General features: G+C 66.8%; 21 protein-coding genes. 8 read left to right on the top strand and 13 right to left on the bottom strand.

The window, feature by feature from the left end:
* Positions 1-32 precede the first annotated feature (32 nt).
* Positions 33-1,235 carry a cation:proton antiporter gene (locus AC3EDY_RS04485; protein ID WP_488571547.1) on the bottom strand — a complete coding sequence of 401 codons (1,203 nt, stop codon included), beginning with the start codon at positions 1,233-1,235 and terminating at the stop codon, positions 33-35.
* Between the two features lie 128 nt (positions 1,236-1,363).
* Between AC3EDY_RS04485 and AC3EDY_RS04480 the strand changes: the two genes are divergently transcribed.
* The 3 genes from AC3EDY_RS04480 to fumC all read left to right on the top strand — a co-directional run bounded on the left by AC3EDY_RS04480 (position 1,364) and on the right by fumC (position 3,446).
* Complete coding sequence (locus AC3EDY_RS04480) at positions 1,364-1,669, top strand: hypothetical protein (protein WP_488571280.1); 306 nt, start codon at positions 1,364-1,366, stop codon at positions 1,667-1,669.
* Between the two features lie 93 nt (positions 1,670-1,762).
* The gene (locus AC3EDY_RS04475) at positions 1,763-2,020 is read left to right on the top strand and encodes a hypothetical protein (RefSeq protein WP_488571279.1); all 258 of its coding nucleotides are present in this window, start codon (positions 1,763-1,765) and stop codon (positions 2,018-2,020) included.
* A gap of 46 nt (positions 2,021-2,066) precedes the next feature.
* A complete protein-coding gene (gene fumC, locus AC3EDY_RS04470) occupies positions 2,067-3,446 on the top strand; it encodes a class II fumarate hydratase (protein WP_488571278.1) in 1,380 nt (459 codons plus the stop codon).
* 58 nt (positions 3,447-3,504) lie between these two features.
* Here fumC and arfB read toward each other — a convergent pair whose 3' ends face one another.
* Genes arfB through pabB form a run of 4 tightly spaced genes read right to left on the bottom strand, consistent with a single transcriptional unit; the run spans position 3,505 to position 7,667 of the window.
* Entirely contained in the window at positions 3,505-3,924 is a 420-nt protein-coding gene (gene arfB, locus AC3EDY_RS04465; protein ID WP_488571277.1) for an alternative ribosome rescue aminoacyl-tRNA hydrolase ArfB, read from the bottom strand.
* Positions 3,921-4,574 (bottom strand): RluA family pseudouridine synthase, encoded by a 654-nt coding sequence (locus AC3EDY_RS04460; RefSeq protein ID WP_488571276.1) that lies wholly within the window; start codon positions 4,572-4,574, stop codon positions 3,921-3,923. The genes arfB and AC3EDY_RS04460 overlap by 4 nt, the downstream gene beginning before the upstream one ends.
* A gap of 48 nt (positions 4,575-4,622) precedes the next feature.
* Positions 4,623-5,801: a pyridoxal phosphate-dependent aminotransferase gene (locus AC3EDY_RS04455; protein ID WP_488571275.1), complete on the bottom strand. Its 1,179-nt coding sequence runs from the start codon at positions 5,799-5,801 to the stop codon at positions 4,623-4,625.
* Between the two features lie 3 nt (positions 5,802-5,804).
* A complete protein-coding gene (gene pabB, locus AC3EDY_RS04450; protein ID WP_488571274.1) occupies positions 5,805-7,667 on the bottom strand; it encodes an aminodeoxychorismate synthase component I in 1,863 nt (620 codons plus the stop codon).
* 99 nt (positions 7,668-7,766) lie between these two features.
* On the opposite strand from pabB, the gene AC3EDY_RS04445 reads away from it, so the two are divergent.
* Positions 7,767-9,341, top strand: coding sequence for a helicase HerA-like domain-containing protein (locus AC3EDY_RS04445; RefSeq protein ID WP_488571273.1), 1,575 nt, complete (start codon positions 7,767-7,769; stop codon positions 9,339-9,341).
* Between the two features lie 68 nt (positions 9,342-9,409).
* On the opposite strand, the gene AC3EDY_RS04440 is transcribed toward AC3EDY_RS04445, so the two are convergent.
* The 4 genes from AC3EDY_RS04440 to AC3EDY_RS04425 all read right to left on the bottom strand — a co-directional run bounded on the left by AC3EDY_RS04440 (position 9,410) and on the right by AC3EDY_RS04425 (position 12,025).
* Positions 9,410-10,234 (bottom strand): cytochrome c oxidase subunit 3, encoded by an 825-nt coding sequence (locus AC3EDY_RS04440; protein ID WP_488571272.1) that lies wholly within the window; start codon positions 10,232-10,234, stop codon positions 9,410-9,412.
* A 110-nt stretch (positions 10,235-10,344) separates the two neighbouring features.
* On the bottom strand, positions 10,345-10,899 hold the full coding sequence (locus AC3EDY_RS04435; RefSeq protein ID WP_488571271.1) for a cytochrome c oxidase assembly protein: 555 nt from the start codon (positions 10,897-10,899) through the stop codon (positions 10,345-10,347).
* A 12-nt stretch (positions 10,900-10,911) separates the two neighbouring features.
* Entirely contained in the window at positions 10,912-11,094 is a 183-nt protein-coding gene (locus tag AC3EDY_RS04430) for a hypothetical protein (RefSeq protein WP_488571270.1), read from the bottom strand.
* A gap of 13 nt (positions 11,095-11,107) precedes the next feature.
* The gene (locus AC3EDY_RS04425; RefSeq protein WP_488571269.1) at positions 11,108-12,025 is read right to left on the bottom strand and encodes a heme o synthase; all 918 of its coding nucleotides are present in this window, start codon (positions 12,023-12,025) and stop codon (positions 11,108-11,110) included.
* Between the two features lie 218 nt (positions 12,026-12,243).
* On the opposite strand from AC3EDY_RS04425, the gene AC3EDY_RS04420 reads away from it, so the two are divergent.
* Entirely contained in the window at positions 12,244-12,825 is a 582-nt protein-coding gene (locus AC3EDY_RS04420) for a ferritin-like domain-containing protein (protein WP_488571268.1), read from the top strand.
* A 259-nt stretch (positions 12,826-13,084) separates the two neighbouring features.
* Here AC3EDY_RS04420 and AC3EDY_RS04415 read toward each other — a convergent pair whose 3' ends face one another.
* The 3 genes from AC3EDY_RS04415 to AC3EDY_RS04405 form a co-directional block, all read right to left on the bottom strand.
* On the bottom strand, positions 13,085-14,239 hold the full coding sequence (locus tag AC3EDY_RS04415; RefSeq protein WP_488571267.1) for a M14 family metallopeptidase: 1,155 nt from the start codon (positions 14,237-14,239) through the stop codon (positions 13,085-13,087).
* Positions 14,236-14,826, bottom strand: a complete 591-nt coding sequence (locus AC3EDY_RS04410; protein WP_488571266.1) for a DUF4136 domain-containing protein — start codon at positions 14,824-14,826, stop codon at positions 14,236-14,238. The genes AC3EDY_RS04415 and AC3EDY_RS04410 overlap by 4 nt, the downstream gene beginning before the upstream one ends.
* 78 nt (positions 14,827-14,904) lie before the next feature.
* A complete protein-coding gene (locus AC3EDY_RS04405) occupies positions 14,905-15,708 on the bottom strand; it encodes a DUF4136 domain-containing protein (protein ID WP_488571265.1) in 804 nt (267 codons plus the stop codon).
* Between the two features lie 214 nt (positions 15,709-15,922).
* On the opposite strand from AC3EDY_RS04405, the gene galE reads away from it, so the two are divergent.
* The 3 genes from galE (at position 15,923) to AC3EDY_RS04390 (ending at position 17,991) form a co-directional block, all read left to right on the top strand.
* The gene (gene galE / locus AC3EDY_RS04400) at positions 15,923-16,930 is read left to right on the top strand and encodes a UDP-glucose 4-epimerase GalE (RefSeq protein ID WP_488571264.1); all 1,008 of its coding nucleotides are present in this window, start codon (positions 15,923-15,925) and stop codon (positions 16,928-16,930) included.
* 106 nt (positions 16,931-17,036) lie between these two features.
* Positions 17,037-17,162 (top strand): type B 50S ribosomal protein L36, encoded by a 126-nt coding sequence (gene ykgO, locus AC3EDY_RS04395; protein ID WP_008069451.1) that lies wholly within the window; start codon positions 17,037-17,039, stop codon positions 17,160-17,162.
* Between the two features lie 175 nt (positions 17,163-17,337).
* Positions 17,338-17,991 carry an HAD family hydrolase gene (locus AC3EDY_RS04390; protein ID WP_488571263.1) on the top strand — a complete coding sequence of 218 codons (654 nt, stop codon included), beginning with the start codon at positions 17,338-17,340 and terminating at the stop codon, positions 17,989-17,991.
* Here the strand turns inward: AC3EDY_RS04390 and AC3EDY_RS04385 are convergent, their stop codons facing one another.
* Positions 17,992-19,317 carry a hemolysin family protein gene (locus AC3EDY_RS04385; protein WP_488571262.1) on the bottom strand — a complete coding sequence of 442 codons (1,326 nt, stop codon included), beginning with the start codon at positions 19,315-19,317 and terminating at the stop codon, positions 17,992-17,994.
* Between the last annotated feature and the right edge of the window lie 136 nt (positions 19,318-19,453).

Genomic DNA, 19,453 nt, shown 5'->3' with positions numbered 1-19,453 from the left:
GCCACCCCGGCAAGCGTGCCGGCCGCAGATCGTCAAGCCTCTGCCATTGCCAGCTTTTTCAGCCGGGGGCGGACGATCGGCATGGTCAGCATCGTGCTCATCACCGCCATCAGCAGCAGCGCGGTAAACGCTTCGGCAGTGATGATCTGCTTGTCGAGCAGCACGTTGACGAAAATGATCATGATCAGCGCCTTGGTTTGCAGCATCCAGCCGATGACGCCGGCTTCGCCCCGCTTCCAGCCCAGCAGCCGCCCGGCCAGGTGGACGCCGATCAGCTTGCCGGCCACCGAAGCCGCCAGCAGCAGCAGCGCCGCACCTGCCACGGCAGGCAGGCCCAGGCCCCCTACCTGGCCCCATTGCGTACGCAGGCCGGTGGACAGGAAGAACACCGGCATGACCGCCAGCAGCAGGAAATGGCGGAACGCGTCGCGCCGCCCCTGTTCGAACCAGCGCGCTTCGAGCACGGCCCCGGCCAGGAACGCGCCGACCATGAAATGCAGGCCCGACCAATCCGCGGCAAAGCCGACCGCCGCCAACCAGATCAGCGCGAGATGCCAGCGGTCGTCTTCCCGCACGCGCGCCATCAGGCGGCGACAGGCCCAGGCAGCAAGGCAGAAGCCCAGCAGGAACAGGCCCTGGCGCCCGATCCGCTGCCAGTCGAGCAGGATCAGCGACAGAACGCCCCAGATCGCCACGTCGTCGATACTGGCATAGCGCAGCAGGCGCTGGCCCAGCGGCGCGCGGAAAATTCCCAGCTTTTCCATCAGGAGAACAAGGATCGGCAGCGCGGTGACGGCGCAGGCCATGCCGATGCCGGCAATGCCCTGGCCCAAACTGCCTTTCGCGCCAAGCCATCCGGGGGCGGAAAGCAACGCGGCCGCCGCCAGCGCGCCCAGCAAAAGCGGCGCCAGCAGCGCGCAGGAAGCGGTGATCAGCGTTTCGCGGGCATTGCCCCAGGCGTCGGCCAGGTCGAGTTCAACGCCGGCGATGAAGACGAACAAGCTCACCGCCCACCAGGCAACGCCATTGAGCGCGGCGATCACCTGGGGATTGAACACGAAGCTGTAATAGGCCGGATAGGCCGCGCCGAGCACCCCCGGCCCGAGCAGGATGCCGCCAACGATCTGCACCACCACCAGCGGCGCATGATCGTCGCGATCGAGCAATCGCCAGACCAGCCACGGCACCGCCAGAATGATCGTCAAGGCAATCAGGAAGATTTCGCTGGTGCCCATGGCCATGCCCATCGCCGATCCTTACTCCCCATTAGCGCGATGCGCTCTTGCCGCGCGACAAGACCCGCGCCATCTCCTGTACATCCATCTCTTGCGTGGATCGTGTTTGCGCACAAGGAGTGGCGGTCATGGCATTTGATCTGCGAAACGCGCTGTTGCGCAAGGCGGAATACGAATCCGCCCGGCTGACGGCATTCGAATTCACGGAAATGGCTCAGGCGCTCAAGGCCCTTGCCGGCGCAAGCGGCCTCCACCCGCGCCCGGTGCTCGATCGCATGGTGGACCAAGGTCTTGCCGCGGCGCTAACCATGATCGCGGTGCAGGCGGGCCAAGCCGAAAGCGCGGTGGAAGCACGGTTTATCGAGGCCCGGGCACGGGCGCGGCAGCGCCTGATCGCGCTTCATGGCGATCCGTCGCCGGTCCGTCTCGCGTAAGGTTGCTCCGCAAAATGCCTATGACCGGCCTTAAAACCGTTTGCGCTGTCTCCCTGCTAGGCTGCGCATGGCAACAACGGCAGGAACGAGGGCATGATTGTGCAGCAGGGCTTTTGCCCATCGGCGGAACCGCGCGCGGCCCGCGAACACCTGCTGGAATTCATCGACATGGCCACGGCGATCGGCGATCTGGCCATCCAGCTCGGCATTCCCCCCGAAGTGGCGGTCGATCGCCTGGCCGAACGCGGGCTGCATGCCGCGCTTTCGATCCTGACCCAGCAGGCCGCCCTGCCCCAGCCTGGTTTGCGCCAGCCTGCTTTACATCAGCCCGCTTTGCATCAACCATTGTGACACAGCCGGGGTCAGCACCGCCGCGGCGCTGCGAAAGGACCCCGGCATGACCGACCGCATCGAAAGCGACAGCATCGGCACGATCGCCGTGCCCGGCACGGCCTATTGGGGTGCGCAGACCCAGCGCTCGATCGAGAATTTCCCGTTCGCCGCGCAAGAGCGCATGCCGATCGGCGTGATCCACGCGCTAGCGCTGATCAAACACGCCGCCGCCACCGTCAACCGTGCCCACGGCCTTGACGGGACGCTGGCCGACGCCATCGAACACGCCGCGGCCGAAGTGGCGGCCGGCCAGCACGACGACCAGTTCCCGCTGGTGATCTGGCAGACCGGCAGCGGCACGCAGACCAACATGAACGTCAATGAAGTGATCGCCGGCCGTGCCAACGAAGCCCTGGCCGGCACCCGCGGCGGCAAGAGCCCGGTCCATCCCAACGACCACGTCAACCGGGGGCAGTCGTCGAACGACAGCTTTCCCACCGCGCTTCACGTGGCGGCGGTGATCGCGTTCAACCGCGATCTGCTGCCGGCGCTCGATCTGCTGACCGACACGCTCGATTCGGCCGCGCGCGACTGGGCCGGCATCGTCAAGATCGGCCGCACCCACCTGCAGGATGCCACGCCCTTGACACTGGGCCAGGAATTTTCCGGCTATGTCCAGCAGCTGCGCGACGCCCGCATGCGCCTGGGCCAGGCCGAGCAGCACCTCTTGCGCCTGGCCCAGGGCGGCACGGCGGTCGGCACCGGCCTCAATGCGCCCGAAGGCTTTGCCGAAGCGATGGCGGCCGAGCTGACCAGCCTGACGGGCCATGCGTTCTCCCCAGCACCCAACCGGTTCGAAGCGCTGGCCAGCAACGATGCGCTGGTGCAGTTTTCGGCAACGCTGGCAACGCTGGCCGTGGCATTGACCAAGATCGCCAACGATATCCGCTTGCTCGGTTCCGGCCCCCGCTCGGGCCTGGGCGAGATCGACCTGCCGGCCAACGAACCGGGCAGCTCGATCATGCCGGGCAAAGTCAATCCCACGCAGTGCGAGATGCTGACGATGGTGGCGGCCCAGGTGATCGGCAACCATCAGGCCGTGACGGTGGGCGGCCTGCAGGGGCACCTGGAGCTCAACGTGTTCAAGCCGATGGTCGGGGCTGCGGTGCTGCGCAGCGTCCACCTTCTGGCCGTGGGCATGGAAAGCTTTGCCCTGCGCTGCGTGGCCGGCATCGCGCCCAACACCCGGCGCATTGCCGAACTGGTCGATCGCTCGCTGATGCTGGTCACCGCCCTGGCGCCCGAAATCGGCTATGACAACGCCGCCGCAATTGCCAAGCATGCCCATGCCGCGGGCCTTACCCTGCGCGAAGCGGGGCTCGCCCTGGGCCTGGTCGACGAAGCGACCTTCGATCGCCTGGTGCGGCCGCAGGACATGGTGTGACCAGCGGCCACCCCCGTCACCCCGCGCCTGATTCGGGGGTGACGGAGAACATGTTTCGCTAATCCAGCCGCACTTTGCCGCGCCCGGCCTTGACCGCGCCCCTGATCTTCTTGCCTTGCAGACGCTCGGCCTTGCCCACGCGGTTGAGCCGCGATTTCGCGCGCTTTTCGGGCAGGCGGCAAGCCTCGCGCAGCAATTCGGCGAGGCGGGCGCGAGCGTCTTCGCGGTTGGCCTCCTGCGTGCGGAAACGGCGCGCGGTCAGCACGATCTCGCCTTTGGCGGTGAACTTGCTGCCCGCCAGCGCCTTGAGGCGGTGAAACACCGCCGGCGCCAGGCGCAGGGCAAACACGTCGATGCGCAGTTGCACGGCCGTCGCCACTTTGTTGACGTTCTGCCCGCCCGGCCCGGCCGCGGCGATAAAGCTTTCCTCCACCAGGCTCAGGGCCCGGGCCACGATAGCCTCGGGCGAATCGTTCATGGCACAAAGCCCAGCCCGGCAATATCGGCCGGCACCGGCGCTTCGGCGATGACCGGCGCCTTGCCCTGGCGCGGCACGACCAGGCGCAGGGCATGGAGCAGCGTGCGCGGCGCGCCTTTGCCGTCGCCATAGACCGGATCGCCCAGCAACGGCGCGCCCAGACCGGCCAAAGCATGGACGCGCACCTGGTGCGTGCGTCCGGTTTCCAGTCGGAATTCCACCAGCGTCCGTCCGGGAAGGCGCGCCAGCACGCGCCAGTGCGTCACCGCCGGCTTGCCTTTTTTGGCCGGGATCATGCGCCAGCCGGCCGCCGCGCTGGAAATCTTCGCCAGGTTCAGCGCGATGGTTCCGGCCGTGCCGTCCACCTCGCCGGCCACCACGCCCCAATAGACCTTTTCCACCTCGCGCGCTTCAAAGGCGGCGGCAAAGCGTTTCAGCGCCTTGGGATTGCGCGCCAGCAGCAGGCAGCCCGAGGTATCGCGATCCAGCCGGTGCACGGGCACGGGCGGGCGCTGGAAGCCCAGCTTCAGATCGTCGAGCCGGTCTTCGAGCGAAAGGCCGCCCGCGCGCGGCCGGTCGAGCGGCAAGCCGGCAAGCTTGTTGATAACCAGCGCTTCGCCGTCTTCGAACAGGATGGGCAGATCTAGCATGCCGATCCCTTGCGCGCGAAATCGGCGCGCGGCAAGCGGCCCATTGCTTTACAGCAGCGCAGCCGCGATCCGCCGCAAGGCTTCGTCCAGCATGGCATCGTCTGCCGCGAACGAGACGCGAAAGCCCGGCCCGCCGCCAAATGCGGACGCCGCCACCACCGCCACGCCATGTTCCAGCAGATGCAGGGCCAGGGCCTCGTCATTGCCGAAGCGGCCCATCAGCGGCGCGGCATCGATCATGCAATAGAATGCGCCATCGGGCACGGGCGTGGAAAGGCCGGGGATGGCATTGATCGCCGCCACCACGGTGTCGCGTCGCGCGCGAAACCGATCGCGCCAGCCGGCCAGGAAGTCTTGCGGCCCGGCCAGCGCGGCAGTGGCGGCGGCCTGGGCGATGGCGCAGGGATTGCCCGAATTGTGCGATTGCAGCTTGGCCATCGCCTCGATCAGCCATGCCGGCCCGGCCGAAACGCCGATGCGGAAACCGGTCATCGCATGGCTTTTGGACACCCCCGACACGGTGAGGATGCGCTCGGCAAGATCGGGGCATTCCACGCCGAGCGTGGCATGGCGCCCCTCGCCATAGCGCAGCGGGGCATAGATATCGTCCGACAGCACGAGCACGCGCGGAAAGCGGCGCAGCACCGCGCCCAGCGCGCGCAGTTCCGCCGGCGGATAGGTGGCCCCCGTGGGGTTGCCGGGGCTGTTGAGCAGCAGCCAGCGCGTGGCCGGGGTGATCGCCGCTTCCAGTTGCGCCGGGGTGATGCGAAAGCCCCCTTTGGCCGTGGTCGGCAGAGCGACAACGTCGGCCCCGGCGAAGCGCACGATTTCGGGATAGCTGACCCACCAGGGCGAAGGGATCAATACGGCATCGCCCGGATCGAGCGTTGCCAGCAGTGCTTCGAAAATGGCCTGCTTGCCGCCCGCGGTCACGATTACCTGCGCCGGCGGCACCGCGATGCCCAGATCGCGGCGGAAATGGAGAGCGGCCGCCTCGCGCAGCGCCTGCGTCCCTGCCACCGCGGTATAGCGCGTCTGCCCCGCATCGAGTGCCGCCTTGGCCGCGGCAATCACGTGGGGCGGCGTGGCAAAATCGGGTTCGCCCACCGAGAGCGAGATGATGTCGCACCCGGCCGCACGCAACGCGATGGCGCGATCGGTCATCGCGTTGGTGGGCGACGGGGCAATGCGGCGCAAGGCGGCGCTGACGGTCTGGCTGTCGGCCATGGTTCAGCCCGGCCCGGGCCGGCTGTCGAGCAGGCGCGCGGGGCTGAGCCCGCGCACGGCATTGCCGATGAAAAAGCCGTGCGTCAGGTCTTCAAGGCGGATTTCGCCTTCGATGGCCCGGCCTTCGTCGAGCAATTGCGCGCGCAGTACGCCGGGCAGCAGCCCCAGGTCCGCGCGGGGCGTCACCAGCAGGCCATCGCGCTCCACGAACAGGCTGGTAAAGCACCCTTCGGTCAGCAGCCCGTCGTCGCGGCGCAACAGGGCCTCTTGCGCACCGGCCCGGCACGCCGCAGCAAGGCCCGCCTCGTAAAATCCGCGATCGCTGCTCTTGTGGCGCAGCCGCCAGTCGCCTTCGGCCACGGGCAGCGGCAGCACGGCGCAGGCCACGGGCGTCGCAAACGGCGCGGGCAGTGGCGCTGCTTCCAGCGCATGGGCACCGCTCTTGGCCAGCACCAGCCGCACTTTGGCCGGCGCGTCGAGATCGAAACACAGCGCATGAATGGCATTGCGCAAGGCGTGGCGATCAAAGGCAAAGCCCAGCGCCAGCGCGCTTTGCTTCATCCGTTCGAGATGCCGCTCGAGCAGGGCTATGCCCGTCGCCGGATTGAACGCCATGGTTTCGATCAGATCGGCACTGCCGGCGTTCAGGCGCAAGAAATCCCCCTTTACCAAGCATTCGCGCCATTCGCCCAGCATCGCCGAATCCGCGACCACGGCCGAACCGACCCCCATGGTCGCCCGCCCCCCGGCCGCGCCGGGATGATCTGGCACCAGGCGCACAGTGCGGATTGCCACATTGAACGCGGCGCTTCCAGCCCTTGGCACATCGGCGCGCTGGCCCTGGGTGTCGGCATCTGCATCGTCCCCCGGCACGTCGATATGGCCGATCGATCCGCAATAGAGCCCGCGCGCATCGCGCTCGGTCATGTCGATCCATTCCATGGCGCGGATCTTGGGCGCGCCGGTGATCGATCCGCAGGGAAAGATCGCGCGCAGCACATCGGCCACACTTGCGCCTGGCCGCGTCTGCGCGGTCACCGTGGTCACCATCTGGTGTACGGTCGGATAGGTCTCCACCGCAAAGGGATCGTGCACTTTCACCGTGCCCGGCACCGCCACGCGCGAGAGATCGTTGCGCATCAGATCGACGATCATCAGGTTTTCGGCACGATCCTTGGCATTGGCGGCAAGTGCGGTCTTGCGCGCGGCATCCTGCTGCGGGGTCTGCCCGCGCGCGGCGGTGCCTTTCATCGGGCGCACCGTCACCCGGTCGCCGCGCCATTCGAAGAACAGCTCGGGCGAGACCGACAGATGCCAGTGCGATCCGTCCCACAGCACCGCGCCATGGCCGGCACGGGCGTTGCCGCGCAGCATGGCATAGATCGCCAGGGGATCGCCCTGCCACGATCCGGCCAGCCGAAGCGTGAGATTGGCCTGATAGATATCGCCGTCGCGGATCGCCTCCTGTACGCGGGCAAAAGCGCGGGCATAGGCACCCGGGCCTTGCGCGGGGCCAAGCGGACCCAGCCGCGCGCCACCGCCGCCCGCTTCGCGCGCAAGCCAGGCTGCAACATCGCCGCTGTCGAGGCGCGTCATCCGGGCAAAGCGGGCAAACCATACGAGCGGCCCGCCCGCGCCGCTGCGCGCCGCCGCGCGGGGCATCAGCCGCGGCTCGAGTGCCAGCCCCGCTTCATAGGCGAGCGCGCCCGCCCACCACCCCGGGACCGATCCGATCCGCGCCAGGGCGGGCGCAACCTCGTCGGGGCGGCGCGCCACCACGATTTCCTGCGGCGCCTCATACAGCCGGGCCGGGCCGGCAGCACTTTCGCGGGCATCGTCAAGCAGCAGGAAAGGCGCAGCGCTCATCGCGCGGCCATAGCGGCAAGCCGATGCGGATGCAAAAAGCCCTCGCGGGCAATCGCGCCGCCGCCTAGACAGGGCGGCAAGCGAACGAGAAAGAGGGCGATGGACGAGATTTTCCTGGGGCTGGGTGCCAAGGGCGAACGCGAAGTGCTGCTGTTGCACCGGGCCAACCGCCACGGGCTGGTGGCCGGGGCCACCGGGACGGGCAAGACCGTCACTTTGCAGGGCATGGCCGAACAGTTCAGCCGCGCCGGCGTGCCGGTGTTCGTGGCCGACGTGAAAGGCGATCTTGCCGGCATCGCCATGCCGGGCAGCCCCACGTTCAAGCATGCCGCCACCCTCGAACAACGCGCCAGGGACCTGGGGCTGGAGGACTATGCCTATGCCGATAACCCGGCCGTGTTCTGGGACCTTTACGGCGAGCAGGGCCACCCGATTCGCACCACGATCTCGGAAATGGGGCCGCTGCTGCTTGCCCGGTTGATGGGCCTAAACGAAACGCAGGAAGGCGTGCTGACGATCGCGTTCCGCTATGCCGACGACAACGGCCTGCTGCTGGTGGACCTGGCCGATCTTCAGGCCGTGCTGGCCGCCTGCGCCGAAAACGCCGGCCAGCTTGCCACGCGATATGGCAACGTCACCAGGGCCAGCGTCGGCGCGATCCAGCGCCAGTTGCTGGGGCTGGAGAGCCAGGGGGCGGATCGCTTCTTCGGCGAACCGGCCTTTGAGATCCACGATTTCCTCCATCTGGACGAAAACGGGCGTGGCATGGTCAATGTCCTGGCAGCCGACAGACTGATGCAGAGCCCCAAGCTCTATGCCACGTTCCTGCTCTGGCTTCTGTCCGAACTGTTCGAAGCGCTGCCCGAAGTGGGCGATCCGGAAAAGCCCTGCCTGGTGTTCTTCTTTGACGAGGCGCACCTCCTGTTCGACGATGCCCCCGATGCCTTGATGGACAAAGTGGAGCAGGTGGTGCGCCTTGTCCGCTCCAAAGGGGTAGGCGTCTATTTCGTCACCCAGAACCCGATCGACATTCCCGAGAAGGTGGCAGGCCAGTTGGGCAACCGCGTGCAGCACGCCCTGCGCGCTTTCACCCCGCGCGATCAGAAGGCCATCCGCGCCGCAGCCGAAACGTTTCGCATCAATCCCGATCTCGACGTGGCGCAGGCCATTACCGAACTGAAAGTGGGCGAAGCGCTGGTGTCCACGCTCGATGCCGAAGGCGCGCCGGGCGTGGTGGCCCGCACACTGATCGCCCCGCCCCGCTCGCGCCTTGGCCCGGTCAGCCCGGCGGAACGCACCGCGATCCAGGCGGCCAGCCCGTTTGCCGGCAAATACGATACCGCCATGAACCGCGACAGCGCGGCCGAAGTCCTCGCGCGCAAAGCGGCCGACGCGGCTGCAGCGGCGCAGGTGGTGGAGGAAGAGGGAGACGCGGCCCAGCGTGCCCAACCGCGCCGCTCGCCCACGCTATGGGGCCGGGCCGGTAAGGCCGCCGCCGGCGCCGTCGCTTCATCTGCCGGCGCGATGATCGCGGCGCAGATCGCCGGCAGAAACTCGCGCGCCTCGCCCGTCGCCACGGGGGTGACGGCTATGGTCGGCTCGATCGCGACGAGCATCGGCGGGGAAACCCTGGGCCGCTTTGCGCGGGGGTTGCTGGGCGGGCTGCTGCGGTAGCGCGATCATGAAAAGGGGCGCCTTCCACGGCGGAAGGCGCCCCCTTCTTCAAGCCTGCAAAGCAGCGGTCATTCGATCACCGCGCCCCAGTTGCCCCAGACGTAGATCGCCACGAACAGGAACAGCCAGACCACGTCGACGAAGTGCCAATACCAAGCCGCCGCTTCCAGGCCGAAATGCTGGCGCGGCGTGAAATCGCCGCGTTCGGCGCGAATCCAGCACACGATCAGGAAGATCGTGCCGATGATCACGTGAAAGCCGTGGAACCCCGTGGCCATGAAGAACGCCGAGCCATAGGTGTTCTTGCCGAAGGGAAACGGCGCGTGGATATATTCGAAAGCCTGGATCGCCGTGAACAGCAGGCCGAGCAGGATCGTGGCGATAAGCCCCTGCTTGAGGCTCTTGCGGTCACCATGGATCAGCGAATGGTGCGCCCAGGTCAGCGTCGTGCCCGAACACAGCAGGATCAGCGTGTTGAGCAGCGGCAGATCGAACGCGTTGATGACGGCTTCGATCGCCTTGGGCGGCCACACGCCGCCGATCACCTCGGTGTTGACCTTGCTGGGAAACAACGCGAAATCGAAGAAGGCCCAGAACCAGCCGACGAAGAACATCACTTCCGACGCGATGAACAGGATCATGCCATAGCGCTGGTGAAGCTGCACCACCGGGGTATGATCGCCCGCATGGGCTTCCTTGATGATTTTGCCCCACCACGAGAACATGGTGAGCAGCACGCCCAGAAGGCCCAGCAGCATGATCTGCATGCCCCCGGCCATCTTGTGCATGAACAGCACGCCGCCGCTGGTCATCACCAGGGCAGACATCGCGCCCATCAATGGCCAGATATCGGGCGGCAGGATGTGATAATCGTGGTTCTTGGCACCAGCCATGATCGTCTACTTCCCCCAAAGGCTTACCCGGCATCCGCGCGCCTTGCGGCAACGGGACGCCAACGGCATCGTGGCGGCCATGTCTATCGGGCGCGGGTGGCCCGGTCCAGTCAATTTGCGGCCTTGTTGAACGTATAGCTCAGCGTGATTTCGGGCACGTCGCGCGCGTTGGCATCGTCCAGCATCGCCGGGTCGACATAATAGACCACCGGCATGCGCACTTCCTGGCCCGGTTCAAGCTTCTGATAATTGAAGCAGAAACACTGTATCTTGTGGAAATAGGCACCGGTCTGTTCGGGCGTGACGTTGAACACCGCCCGGCCCACGATCGGCTGGTCGGAATTGTTGCGCGCCGTGAAGAAGGCGATCTTGCGCTCGCCGATTCGGCCGTCCTGGGTCACCTGCTCGGGCTTGAAAGTCCAGGGCAGGCCCGGCGCCACGTTGGCATCGAAGCGGATGGTGATCGGGCGCAGGGTGGCCTTGACGGCGGCCGCCTGCTGCGCCGTGGCGCGCTGGGTCGTGCCGGCAAACCCCGTAGCCTGGCAGAACATGCGATAGAGCGGCACCGCGGCATAGCCCAGGCCCAGCATGCCCAGGGCCACGCCGGCCGCGATCAGACCGACCTTGCGATTGGCGCGGGCAATATCGGGAGTGGCCGTCGCCATCGTTCCGGCTCCTTATTCCTGCACCGGCTGCTGCGCGCTGTCGTGCCGGTGCGCCGCCTGAATGCCCAGCTTGGCGATCGTGATGGCAAAGAACAACACGACCAGCGCACCGAGCAGCAGCCCCAGTGCCCGGTTGCGCGCCTTCTGCCGCGCGCGGAAAGCTTGCAGGTCCAACTTGTCCGGCGTTTCGCTCACCGTGTCTCTCCTCTCAGGCCCAGTTGTGAAGGCCGGCAAACCGGTCCAGCACCAGGGCGCCGAACAAGGCAAACAAATAGAGCACGGAATAGGCGAAAAGCTGCCGTTCCGGCTTCATCGCATCGTCCGGCCCGCTTTGCCGGAGGCCCACGCGCAGGGCGAGCAGAACAAAGACCAGCCCCAGCGCGGCGGCCGCCCCACCATAGACTACCCCCGCACCGCCCAGCGCCCACGGCAAAAGGCTGAGTGGCACCAGCAGCACCGTATAGAGCAGGATCTGGCGGCGCGTTGCCTGCTCTCCGGCAACCACCGGCAGCATCGGAATGCCGACCTTGGCGTAATCGGTCTGCACGAAAAGGGCGAGTGACCAGAAGTGCGGCGGGGTCCAGAAAAAGATGATCAGAAACAGAATCACCGGCATCCAGCCGATATGCCCGGTCACCGCCACCCAGCCGATCAGCGGGGGAAACGCGCCGGCGCCGCCACCGATGACGATGTTCTGCGGCGTGCGCGGCTTGAGCCAGACGGTATAGACCCAGGCGTAATAGAAGATCGAAACCGCCAGGATCACGGCGGCGAGCCACCCGATTGCCAGGCCCATCACCACCACCGCACCGCCGGCCAGGGCAAAGCCGAAATCGCGTGCCGATTCGCGGTCCATCCGCCCGGCGGGCAGGGGCCGCTTGGCCGTGCGCTTCATCCCGGCATCGAGATCGGCTTCCCACCACTGGTTGAGCGCGGCGGCCCCGCCCGCCCCCACGGCAATGCACAGGATCGCCGTGAAAGCCAGCACGGGATGAAGCTCGCCAGGCGCGGCGAGCAGGCCGCACAGGCCGGTGAAGATCACCAGCGTCATCACGCGCGGCTTGGTCAGCGCAAAGAAATCGCGCCAATCGGCGGGCATGCGCAGCGGAGTCGTCACAAGGTCCATCGTCAGGGGCCTATAGCAGCCCCTGCCTTGAGGGAAAGCCCAACCGGAGGGCAGCCGTTCACGGCAGGACGCCGATCGAGCCGCCCCGGCACGACGGGCAATGGAACCGCCGGGCCGCCCGATCATTTGCCCCCATGTCCGCGCCCCGAAGTTCTGGGCGCATTGTCCAGGCGGGGCCGTGCGCGCCCTGCCAGATCATTTTTGCAGGAGCGTGTTTCATGGCCACTGCCAGCATCGACAAGCCCGCCACCATCCCGGCCGACGCCGAAGCCGCCTTTACCGATACGGCCACACTGCGGGCGCAGGCGCGGGAGGGGATCGGCGACGGACCTGTCACCCGGTCGTTTCCGCAGGACCGCGACGTCATCATCGCTCATCTCAACAAGGCCCTGGCCACCGAATGGGTCTGCGTGCTGCGTTACATGCGGCATTATTACACCGCCGAAGGCCTGGTGTCCGAGCCCGTAAAGGCCCATTTCCTCGAACATGCCAATGAAGAGCGCGCGCACGCCGACAAGCTGGCCGAGCGCATCGTGCAACTGGGCGGCGAACCCGATCTCGATCCCGCCACGCTCACCGCGCGCAGCCATGCCGAATACCAGGTGGGCAAGACGCTCAAGGACATGGTCAGGGAAGACCTGATTGCCGAGCGCATTGCCGTCGAGGCCTATCGCGAACTCATTGCCTATGTCGGCGATCGTGATCCCACGACGCGCACGTTGCTGGAAGGCATCCTGGCCCAGGAAGAACACCACGCCGATGAATTCCGCGATCTGCTGGAAGGCTGGCAGGGCGAGTAGCTTGAAACGGCAGCGTCCATGACGGCCGCGGCATCGACCGTCATGAAGCTCAGAACGGGAGGGCGCGCCCCGCGCAGATCAGCGCCAGCGCGCATCCCAGCACCGGCAGGCCGGCCAACGCCTGCCGGGCGCGGGCCGGAAGCGCGGAAAGTGCAAGCGAAAGAGGCAGGCTGCAGACCATGGTGCCTGTCTGCGCCCGCAACAGTTAACGGGTCGTAAAGGCTGGTGATCTCGATCGGCGCGCGGCCCCTTGTGCCGGTTACGGCTGAAGCCATTCCCACAGCGCTGCCAGGCATTCGCGGGCCAGCAACTTGCTGCGCTCCGCACTCCAGCCATAGACCGGATCGGGCAAATCGGCATTGTCCTTGAACGGCATTTCCAGTGTCATCGCTACCGCACCAAAGCGCTGTGCCAGCTGGTTGGTCGACATGTTGAGATTGCCCTGCCCGGGCTGGCTTTCGGGATAACCGCGCCGGACCTGGAAATCGGGGCTGCGCCTGTCGAGAATGGCGCGATAACGCCGGTATCCTTCCGATTGCCCGGGCGTAAGGCCGGGAATGCCTTCGAACCCGGCCAGGAACACGGCGGGGATCGCCTCGTCGCCATGCACGTCGATCGCGAAATCAACGCCGGTTGCATCCATCGCATCGCGGATCGCCAGCACTTCGGGCGAACGTTGCGGGCTCGGTTCGTGCCATTCTCGGTTGAGGTTGACGCCTGCCGCGTTGGTGCGCAGGTGGCCGCGCACGCTGCCATCGGGATTGCAGTTGGGCACGATGTGAAACGTGCAGGCCTGGCGGAGCGCGCGGGCATGCGGGTCGGCCGGATCGGTCAGCATGTCGATGGCGCCCTCGATCCACCATTCCGCCATGGTTTCGCCCGGATGCTGCCGGGCATAGAGCCACACCTGGCGCGCGCCCGTGCCCAGCGTCAGGCAATCGATCGGCTGCCCGTCGAGCGACAGGCCCAGGACGCGATGGCTCACCCCCGGGCTCGCCGCGGCTTCGCTTACCAGATCGTTGTGGCATTCGAGCGAATAGGGTGTGAAATACGCAAACCATGCCTGGTCGCCCGCCGGGCGGTAGCGGATATGCAGCGTGCCGCCTTCGCGCGCCCGGTCGAAGTTCGATTCGGCGCGGGTCCATTCCTGGCGGTCTTCCGAAACGCAGGCGGAATAGCCAGGCCAGCCATCCGGATAGGCCGAGGCATTGAGGCCGGTTATCGCCAGGTCAAGCTCGCGCCCCGCGATGCCGCTGACGCGAAAGTAGAACCACTGCGCGAACTCCGACTGGTTGTCGCGGCGGATCGCCAGCGTGGCGCGGGCGCCGTCGATCGACAGAACCTCGATGTTCCCGGCATCGAACGCGGCATTGATCAGGATCGGCGAAACGGAAGCGGGTGAAGATGATGTCATCTGACCGAGATAGTATCGCCCGACTTGCCGGGAAAGCCCTTAAACAGCGCCCGGGCCATGCGCGGCGCCAGAACATCGGCCGAAGCGGCGGACGATCCGGCTTTCTCGCTGTTTTCCGCGCGCCCTTCCCACAGCGGATCGCCACTGGCCCGATCGCGCAGCACCACGCGCAGCCAGGTCGTATCGCGCCGGCGCGGCCCGCCGCCCAAATTGAAACCCAGCCCCATGCCGACGCCGCCACCGCGCCCGCCGGTCGCCCCGCCAAGGCCCAGGCTGACCGGGCCGTTGCCGCCCTGGCGCGTTTCCGTCTCGCGCTGCACGCGCACTTCGGCCACCACGTCGGCCGCGCCGGGCGTCGCCGCGCCAAAACCCATTGCCGCCAGTTCGCGCTGAACCGCCAGCAGCCATGGCTGATCGGCCAGGCTTTGCGGATCGCCTTCGGCGCCGGCGCTGACGGATACCACCGCCACTGCGCCCCGGCCCAGGCGCGTCACCGTATCGGGCTTGGAAAAGCGCGTCACTTCAATGGGCGCGGCAAGGGCTGGCAGCGGTGCGGCGATGATCAGGGCCATGGCAAGGCGGCGCATACCTGTTCCTTTGTTTGCTTGCGATGTGCCCGCCACGCGCGGATCGCTTCAGCTAGATAGGCATGCCAGCAAACGGGCTCAAGGCCGCGCCGCCAGCACGGCACCGGGCCCACCCGCATCGGCCGCGACAACCTGGCCCTCCGGAAATCGGGCGAACAACGCCTTGGCCAGACGCGCGACCATTCTGCCATCGTCCAGGCCGCCCTCCCCCTGGCGCGCCAGGCCTTCGGCATGCCCTTCCCACAACACACGGCCGCTCGGCTTGTCGCGGATGCGCACGTCCATGCGGGTGGAGACGATGGCTTTTGCCGGCTTGGTGAAATCGAGTGCCAGGGCCATCGATACGGCCGAACCGCGGTTGCTGACGGTCGTGCTCATCGCGCCGCTGACAGGCGACCGCTTCGGTTCCTCGGGCACGACCACCTGGTGGCTGATGGCGACTTGCGCGATCTGAGTCACATCGCGCGCCGTCTGCGTGTCGTAACCATGCGCAACCAGTGCATCGATAACCGCGGCTTCATAGATGGGCTGCTTGCCCGGCAGGGGCGTGTCGGCGCCGTTTTCCAGATCGTCGGCCGAAGGATCAAGGCCCGTCATCATGATCCGGCCCTTGCCGAGCAGCGGCAAGGCGTCGGCGCTGCGCCAGGCGCTCACCTCGATCCGGCTCGAAGGTTCGGCCGATGTGCCGCCGCGGGGGCCGGCCTGCCCATCCCAGCCACTCGCCGGCCCACCACCCCAGCCGCCAACGGAGCCCGGGCCGACGCCGTCCCAGCCGCGCCAGGACTGCGCAAGGCCCGCTTGCGGCGCGGCCAATATCGTTGCACCCAATATCGATGCCGCCAGGGTCAGCGGGGCAAAAGCGCGAAAACCATGGCGAAGCATGAAAGAAATCCCCCAGGGTAAGATCGCTGCACTGCCACCCGGCGGCTGTCGCGCGGCTGAACCGCATCACGTCTTTAACGGCCCGGCGCGTCAAACCCTGCAAGCGCGGCGCGGACGGCGGCCTCGTCGGCCCAGAGGCAAATGATTTTGAACCATGCCCGCAATCGGCCATGCTGCTAGTGCGAACAGGCGTCTACAAAGGTGATTCGCAGCAATGTCCCCAGTTCCCGTTCTCGTCACCGGTGGCGCAGGTTATATCGGCAGCCATGCGGTTTTGGCGCTCAAGGATGCCGGCTGGCCGGTGGCGGTGATCGACAATCTCGTCACCGGCTTCCGCTTTGCCGTGCCCGACGACGTGCCGTTCTACCAAGGCGACATTGCCGATGCCGAGCTTCTGGCGCGCATCTTTGCCGAACGGGGCATCGGCGCGATCATGCACTTCGCCGGCTCGATCATCGTGCCGGAATCGGTCGAAAACCCGCTGAAATACTATCATAACAACACCGCCAAGACGCGCAGCCTGATCGCGGCGGCGGTGGCCGGCGGGGTCAGGCATTTCATCTTTTCGTCGACCGCCGCCACATACGGCATTCCCAAGGTTTCCCCCGTCACCGAAGACAGCCCAAGGGAACCGATCAATCCCTATGGCATGTCCAAGCTGATGAGCGAGATCATGCTGGCCGATACCGCACGTGCGCATCCGTTCAATTTCTGCGCGCTGCGCTATTTCAACGTCGCCGGGGCCGATCCGCAGGCGCGCACCGGGCAATCGACCGCCGGGGCGACGCATCTGATCAAGGTCGCGGTCGAAGCCGCGCTGGGCAAGCGCGACAGCGTGGGCGTTTTCGGCACCGATTACGATACGCCCGATGGCACCGGGGTGCGCGACTACATTCACGTGTCCGATCTGGCCGAGGCGCATGTCCTGGCGCTCGCCGCGCTGATCGCGCAGCCCGAGCGCTCGCTGACGATGAATTGCGGCTATGGCCGCGGCTTTTCCGTGCTCGAAGTGCTCGACGCGGTGGACCGCGTGACCAACAGGAAGATCGAGCGGGTTCTGCAGGGCCGCCGCGCCGGCGATCCGGATTCGCTGATTTCGGCCAACGCGCGGATCAAGGCCACCCTGCCCTGGGTGCCGCGCCATGCCGATCTCGACACGATCATCGCCCATGCCCTGGCCTGGGAACGCAAGCTGGGCGAAATCCGGAACGACGGGCGCTGAACCCTGCATGCCGCCGCCTGCGCCTCCAGTTGACTTTCGGAAGGTGGGCCACTAACCGCCCACCTTCAGTTTCGCGCCCGGTCGGATTCGGGCAAAAGGAATAGCCATGAAGATTCGCAACAGCCTGAAGTCGCTCAAGGACCGTCACCGCGACAACCGCGTGATCCGCCGCCGTGGCCGGACTTATGTGATCAACAAGACCCAGCGTCGTTTCAAGGCGCGCCAGGGCTGATCTGCCCGGGCGCCTAACCCCGCCCGGCTTCTTGCCGCGCGGCAAGGCTGCGATGCCGTTTCCAGCCCGCTTCCCGGCCAGGTACCCGCGACGGCGGACTCCTGGGCCGGGGAGCGGGCTGACTCGTTCGAGCGCCGGCGTGCAATGGCTCGGCCCCTGCTCTGATGGTCCTGCGATGAACTCTTCGCCTGTCAAATCAGCCATCGTGCGACCAGCCACCGTCCGGCCAGTCATCGTCGTCTGGGATGTCGGGCGCGTGCTCGTGGAATGGGATCTCGCGCTGCTCTACAGCGAGGCCATTCCCGATCCGCAGGAACGGGCCCGCTTCGTGGCCGATGTGGTAAGCGAGGAATGGCATGCCCAGCACGATGCCGGCGTTTCCTGGGCGGAGATGGTGGCCGCGCGCAGTGCGCAGTTTCCCCAGCATGCCGCGCTGATCGCCCGTTATGCCAGCCACTGGCTGGACAGCCTGCCTGGCCCCGTTGCCGGCACGCATGACCTGGTCCGGCGGCTGGACGCGCGCGCCGTGCCGCAATATGCGATCACCAATTTCGGCACCGATGCCTGGGCGCGCTTTCGCCCGACTTTTCCGGTGCTCGATCATTTCCGCGACATCGTCGTGTCCGGCCACGAAAGGCTGATCAAGCCCGATCCCGCCATTTTCCGGCTCGCCGCCCGCCGGTTCGGCCATGCCCCCGAACAGATGCTGTTCATCGACGACAATGCCGCCAATATCGCCACCGCGCAAAGCCTTGGCTGGCACACGCATCACTTCGCCGGGGGCGCGGCCGCGCTGGAAGCCGATCTGGAGCGCTTCGGCCTGTTGTGATCAACCGTCGAGTTCGGCGGGCGGCGCGGCGGCCTTGGCGCGCTGCACCAGCAGCTTGTCGATCTTGCGCCCGTCCATGTCGACCACTTCGAAGCGCCAGCCCTGCTCGGTGAAATGCTCGCCTTCGATGGGCAGCTTGCGCAGCACGGAAAGGGCAAAACCGGCCGCGGTGGCATAATCGCGATCTTCGGGCAGATCGATGCCCAGCCGGTCGGCCATGGCATCGGCCGGCAGCGCGCCGGCGATCAGCAGCGAGCCATCCTCGCGCTCGGTGATCATCGGCCCGTCCCCTTCGTCGCCATGGGCCACGAAACTGCCGGCAATGGCGGAAAGCAGATCGGCCGGGGTGACGATGCCTTCGAGGTGGCCATATTCGTCGTGCACCAGCGCGAGTGCCACTTCGGCCTGCTGGATCACCCGCAATGCATCCATGGTATCCAGCCGGTCGGGGACGATGCCCGGCTTCTTCATCAAAGTGCCAAGCGCCGGTTCCACCCCGCGCAGCCGCGCTGCCAGCACGTCGCGCACTTTGACCACGCCGACGATGCGATCGACCGAACCGTCGGCTACCAGCAGCAGCGAATGGGGGCTGTCCTCGATCGCCGCGTCGAGCTCGGCAGGCTGGGCATCCTGTTCGATCCAGTGCAGTTCGGTCCGCGGCGTCATCACTTCGCGCACGGGGCGTTCGGCAAGGCGCATCACGCTGGCCATCAACGCGCGCTCTTCCTCCTCGATCACGCCGGAACGGGTCGCTTCGGCAAAAATCATCTGCAGTTCTTCGGCAGTCACTTCCTGATCGCCGCCCTTGCCCAGGCCCAGCACCCGCATGATCATCATCGACGAGCGGTTGAGCGCCCAGACAAACGGTGCGGTCATCCGCGCCATCACCACCATCGGCCGCGCCGCCACCACCGCGATCGGCTCGGCCGCGTTCAGCGCCAGTTGCTTGGGCACCAGTTCGCCCACAACCAGGCTCAGATAGGTCGTCAGCGCGATGACCACGGCAAATCCGGCTTCCCCGGCATAAGCCGGCGGCACGCCCAGCACGGCCAGCCGCTCTCCCACCGGGCCGCCCAGGCTCGATCCCGAATAGGCGCCGGCCACGATGCCGACCAGCGTGATCCCGATCTGCACGGTCGACAAAAATTTTCCGGGATCCGCCGCCAGTTCCAGCGCCACCCGGGCACCACCGCTGCCGCTTTCGGCCAGCACTCTAAGGCGGGCCGGCCGTGCCGATACGATGGCCAGTTCCGACATGGAAAACAGGCCGTTGAGCACGACAAGGCCCAGGATGACGAGCGCTTCTGGCCACGGAAAAGGGGTCACGCCCTGGCCACTAGCAGATTTGCACGGCGCCGCGAAGACTTTGCAACGGCCGCCGGGCGGCCCGGCCATTCGGGAACCATTCAGGCGGGCCTGGTGTATTGGCCGTGTTCGGATTACCGATCGTGTCGGTATGCCC

The sequence above is a fragment of the Novosphingobium sp. DS6-6 genome, assembly GCF_057784975.1.
The sequence above is the reverse complement of the archived record's forward strand: the minus strand, read 5'-3'. Positions and strand labels throughout refer to the sequence as shown.

What these genes read in the sequence shown, in the direction of transcription:
- AC3EDY_RS04455 (WP_488571275.1), bottom strand. Translation starts at nt 5,801, where the DNA reads ATGGCCGACAGCCAGACCGTCAGCGCCGCCTTGCGCCGCATTGCCCCG.
- arfB (WP_488571277.1), bottom strand. Translation starts at nt 3,924, where the DNA reads ATGAACGATTCGCCCGAGGCTATCGTGGCCCGGGCCCTGAGCCTGGTG.
- AC3EDY_RS04415 (WP_488571267.1), bottom strand. Translation starts at nt 14,239, where the DNA reads ATGACATCATCTTCACCCGCTTCCGTTTCGCCGATCCTGATCAATGCC.
- AC3EDY_RS04480 (WP_488571280.1), top strand. Translation starts at nt 1,364, where the DNA reads ATGGCATTTGATCTGCGAAACGCGCTGTTGCGCAAGGCGGAATACGAA.
- AC3EDY_RS04420 (WP_488571268.1), top strand. Translation starts at nt 12,244, where the DNA reads ATGGCCACTGCCAGCATCGACAAGCCCGCCACCATCCCGGCCGACGCC.
- AC3EDY_RS04440 (WP_488571272.1), bottom strand. Translation starts at nt 10,234, where the DNA reads ATGGCTGGTGCCAAGAACCACGATTATCACATCCTGCCGCCCGATATC.
- AC3EDY_RS04445 (WP_488571273.1), top strand. Translation starts at nt 7,767, where the DNA reads ATGGACGAGATTTTCCTGGGGCTGGGTGCCAAGGGCGAACGCGAAGTG.
- AC3EDY_RS04460 (WP_488571276.1), bottom strand. Translation starts at nt 4,574, where the DNA reads ATGCTAGATCTGCCCATCCTGTTCGAAGACGGCGAAGCGCTGGTTATC.
- AC3EDY_RS04410 (WP_488571266.1), bottom strand. Translation starts at nt 14,826, where the DNA reads ATGCGCCGCCTTGCCATGGCCCTGATCATCGCCGCACCGCTGCCAGCC.
- AC3EDY_RS04390 (WP_488571263.1), top strand. Translation starts at nt 17,338, where the DNA reads ATGAACTCTTCGCCTGTCAAATCAGCCATCGTGCGACCAGCCACCGTC.
- AC3EDY_RS04435 (WP_488571271.1), bottom strand. Translation starts at nt 10,899, where the DNA reads ATGGCGACGGCCACTCCCGATATTGCCCGCGCCAATCGCAAGGTCGGT.
- AC3EDY_RS04425 (WP_488571269.1), bottom strand. Translation starts at nt 12,025, where the DNA reads ATGGACCTTGTGACGACTCCGCTGCGCATGCCCGCCGATTGGCGCGAT.
- AC3EDY_RS04485 (WP_488571547.1), bottom strand. Translation starts at nt 1,235, where the DNA reads ATGGGCACCAGCGAAATCTTCCTGATTGCCTTGACGATCATTCTGGCG.
- pabB (WP_488571274.1), bottom strand. Translation starts at nt 7,667, where the DNA reads ATGAGCGCTGCGCCTTTCCTGCTGCTTGACGATGCCCGCGAAAGTGCT.
- AC3EDY_RS04475 (WP_488571279.1), top strand. Translation starts at nt 1,763, where the DNA reads ATGATTGTGCAGCAGGGCTTTTGCCCATCGGCGGAACCGCGCGCGGCC.
- AC3EDY_RS04405 (WP_488571265.1), bottom strand. Translation starts at nt 15,708, where the DNA reads ATGCTTCGCCATGGTTTTCGCGCTTTTGCCCCGCTGACCCTGGCGGCA.
- ykgO (WP_008069451.1), top strand. Translation starts at nt 17,037, where the DNA reads ATGAAGATTCGCAACAGCCTGAAGTCGCTCAAGGACCGTCACCGCGAC.
- fumC (WP_488571278.1), top strand. Translation starts at nt 2,067, where the DNA reads ATGACCGACCGCATCGAAAGCGACAGCATCGGCACGATCGCCGTGCCC.
- galE (WP_488571264.1), top strand. Translation starts at nt 15,923, where the DNA reads ATGTCCCCAGTTCCCGTTCTCGTCACCGGTGGCGCAGGTTATATCGGC.